4 protein-coding genes are annotated in these 1,583 nt (G+C 58.4%); all 4 read left to right on the top strand.

Features of this window, described 5'->3' with window-relative positions; translation table 11 throughout:
* On the top strand, positions 1–656 hold a 656-nt coding region (locus L0H65_RS19715; RefSeq protein ID WP_301460878.1), incomplete at its 5' end, for a polymer-forming cytoskeletal protein.
* Complete coding sequence (locus tag L0H65_RS19710) at positions 653–1,102, top strand: hypothetical protein (protein WP_301460877.1); 450 nt, start codon at positions 653–655, stop codon at positions 1,100–1,102. The genes L0H65_RS19715 and L0H65_RS19710, both read left to right, overlap by 4 nt.
* A gap of 40 nt (positions 1,103–1,142) precedes the next feature.
* On the top strand, positions 1,143–1,364 hold the full coding sequence (locus L0H65_RS19705) for a hypothetical protein (RefSeq protein ID WP_301460876.1): 222 nt from the start codon (positions 1,143–1,145) through the stop codon (positions 1,362–1,364).
* Positions 1,361–1,537 carry a hypothetical protein gene (locus tag L0H65_RS19700; protein WP_301460875.1) on the top strand — a complete coding sequence of 59 codons (177 nt, stop codon included), beginning with the start codon at positions 1,361–1,363 and terminating at the stop codon, positions 1,535–1,537. The genes L0H65_RS19705 and L0H65_RS19700 overlap by 4 nt, the downstream gene beginning before the upstream one ends.
* Positions 1,538–1,583: the final 46 nt, after the last annotated feature.

Genomic DNA, 1,583 nt, shown 5'->3' with positions numbered 1-1,583 from the left:
GGGCATCGTCGGGCGAATTGGTGGTCGACGGGGCGATCACCGCCAACAAGATCTCGGCAGGGTCGGTGACGGCCAACGCTATCGCAGCGGGTGCCGTGGTGGCATCGAAGATCGCGGCAGGGACGATCACTGCGGACAAAATGGCGGTTGGAACGATAACCGCAGAGAGCGGGATCATTGACGCTCTGGCAATTACGAATTCCATGATCGTCGATGGCGCAGTGTCGCGGCGCACTTTCATCTCGCGATGGTCTTCGCTGCTGATCACGGCCAGCACTAAGGCAACTGCGCAACAGCTTGGGTCAGATAGCAACTTCGACCCTGCGGATTATGTTGGCGACAGCGATTCGCCTGACAATCCTGCGCTTATTACAATTACGTTGGACTATGGCCCATCTAGCGCCACGGCAGGACGTCTTACTTTTACATTTGACCTCTGGGACGGGTCTTCATGGATCAGTCAGGCTGTAACCGGCGTCAGCTTCCCGGCAACTGGTGACGGCGGCTATGCAACGCTTCGACTTGTGGGCGCACTTATCCATGGTCACACGCCGTTTGCGGGCGGTTTATGGAGAATGCGGGCCTACAAGCAACCGGGTTCGCCGGACATCTACGTCCAAAGTGTCGTCTGCACGTTCGAGCAGGTGAACAAATGATCCGCGCCATCATACTCTTGACGCTGCTTGCCGCGCCAGCCCACGCTGATCCTGACCGCCTGTCGATTTTGCTGTCATCGCGTCATGTCGCGGCGACGGTGCCTTTCAAGCAAGCCAATCCCGGCCTGTTCCTGACGTGGGAAAATCGCGCGGCGGGCCTTGATTATTCACTGGGCGCGTATCGCAATTCCTATGGGCGGTTGTCGGTTGCGGCCATCGCCGCCTTGCCGATCTGGAAACGGGATCAGACCCAGATCAGCTTGTTTGCAGGGGTGGCGCATTACCCGGTCGATGGGCGCGATTACGCGGTTCACGCCGGGGATTTTGTGCCTCTTGCCGGGGTGCAGTTCCGGCACCGCAACATCTTTGCCCAAGTGATGCCCGGTGACGGGAATTTCACATCCGGCATCATTAGCTTCGGCCTGACATTTAAGTTGGGCCACTGACCACGTTCAACCCCACTTTTAACCTCAAAAGGAGACCAGAATGAAATCCTACCAAGTCACCCGCAAAGACGGCGCCACCGGCACCATTTCCGCCGCCAGTTTCGTCACCGATGGTGCAGGCACCCGCTTTTATGATGCGGACGGCGGCGTTGTCGCCAGCTTCAATGATGGCGCGATTGCCTCGGTGCTGGACGCCTCGGTCGTGTTCGCCATGCCGGAAGCAGTGCCCGATGAACCCGCAAAAGACGGTAAAAAGAAATGACCCTGCGCGATCAAACACTCCTTCGCGAACAGGCCGCAGAAATCGACTTTTTGAAGTCGCGCTGTTTGCAACTTTCAGAAGCCGTGACGGAGCTGTCGGGGCGGTTGGCGGAGGCGGAGGCGGAAGAAGAACCCGAAGCATCAGTGGTGACCGAGACCACTGATGCCGGTTAGCAAAACCCGCCTCGCGGCAAATATGCGGCGCGAGGCGGGTTTTGCT

The sequence above is a fragment of the Pseudorhodobacter sp. genome, assembly GCF_030452865.1.
Classification (GTDB): Bacteria; Pseudomonadota; Alphaproteobacteria; order Rhodobacterales; family Rhodobacteraceae; genus Pseudorhodobacter.
The sequence above is the reverse complement of the archived record's forward strand: the minus strand, read 5'-3'. Positions and strand labels throughout refer to the sequence as shown.

Bases quoted from the DNA above. Each gene is read 5' to 3' on its own strand.
- L0H65_RS19710 (WP_301460877.1), top strand. From the start codon at position 653: ATGATCCGCGCCATCATACTCTTGACGCTGCTTGCCGCGCCAGCCCAC.
- L0H65_RS19705 (WP_301460876.1), top strand. From the start codon at position 1,143: ATGAAATCCTACCAAGTCACCCGCAAAGACGGCGCCACCGGCACCATT.
- L0H65_RS19700 (WP_301460875.1), top strand. From the start codon at position 1,361: ATGACCCTGCGCGATCAAACACTCCTTCGCGAACAGGCCGCAGAAATC.